The following is a 276-nucleotide window of genomic DNA, read 5'->3' on the forward strand; positions in this document are numbered from 1 at the left end:
TTCCTTCTCCCGAGTTCTCTCAAGCGCCTTAGAATACTCATCTCGCCCACCTGTGTCGGTTTGCGGTACGGTCTCGTATGACTGAAGCTTAGAGGCTTTTCTTGGAACCACTTCCGATTGCTTCGCGGGATAAACCCGCTCGTCCCAGCCCCTTGAATTACGCACCCGGATTTGCCTAAGTGCCTTCTCTGAACCAGAAACCAACTATTCCAACAGTTGGACAACCTTCCGCGATCCGTCCCCCCATCGCATCATACGACGGTGCAGGAATATTAA

1 rRNA gene is annotated in these 276 nt (G+C 52.2%); it reads right to left on the reverse strand.

Going from position 1 to position 276, the window contains the following annotated elements:
- A 23S ribosomal RNA gene (locus GJ700_RS34795) occupies positions 1-276 on the reverse strand; the annotation flags it as partial.

Source organism: Pseudoduganella rivuli (assembly GCF_009674485.1).
Classification (GTDB): Bacteria; Pseudomonadota; Gammaproteobacteria; order Burkholderiales; family Burkholderiaceae_D; genus Rugamonas; species Rugamonas rivuli_B.